The organism is Bacillus cereus group sp. BfR-BA-01382, assembly GCF_022663475.1.
Classification (GTDB): Bacteria; Bacillota; Bacilli; order Bacillales; family Bacillaceae_G; genus Bacillus_A; species Bacillus_A thuringiensis_S.
The window spans coordinates 1-258 of record NZ_JAKUFQ010000385.1 but is presented as its reverse complement, the minus strand read 5'-3'; the positions used below and the strand labels follow the sequence as shown (position 1 = coordinate 258).

Sequence of the window (258 nt, the reverse complement as noted above, 5' to 3'; positions counted from 1 at the left end):
ATCTAGGTTTGACAATCCATAGCATTATGGGACGTATGCGAATTCAAACTCTTTTACATGAATCACAAGCAATGACAGAAGAGTTACAAGTTCAATCAGAAGAATTGCAAACGCAAGCGGAAGAACTACAAATGCAAGCAGAAGAATTACGAACAACGAATGAACAATTAGAGTCTAGAACTGAAGAAGCTGAGCAGAAAACAGCTGACTTACAAATTACTAAATCAGAATTAGAAGAAAAAGCAAGTGAGTTGTTAC

The 258-nt window shown here is 36.0% G+C and carries 1 pseudogene; it reads left to right on the top strand.

Annotated elements, in window-relative coordinates:
• Positions 1-258: pseudogene (locus tag MR160_RS34425) on the top strand (histidine kinase); the annotation flags it as partial.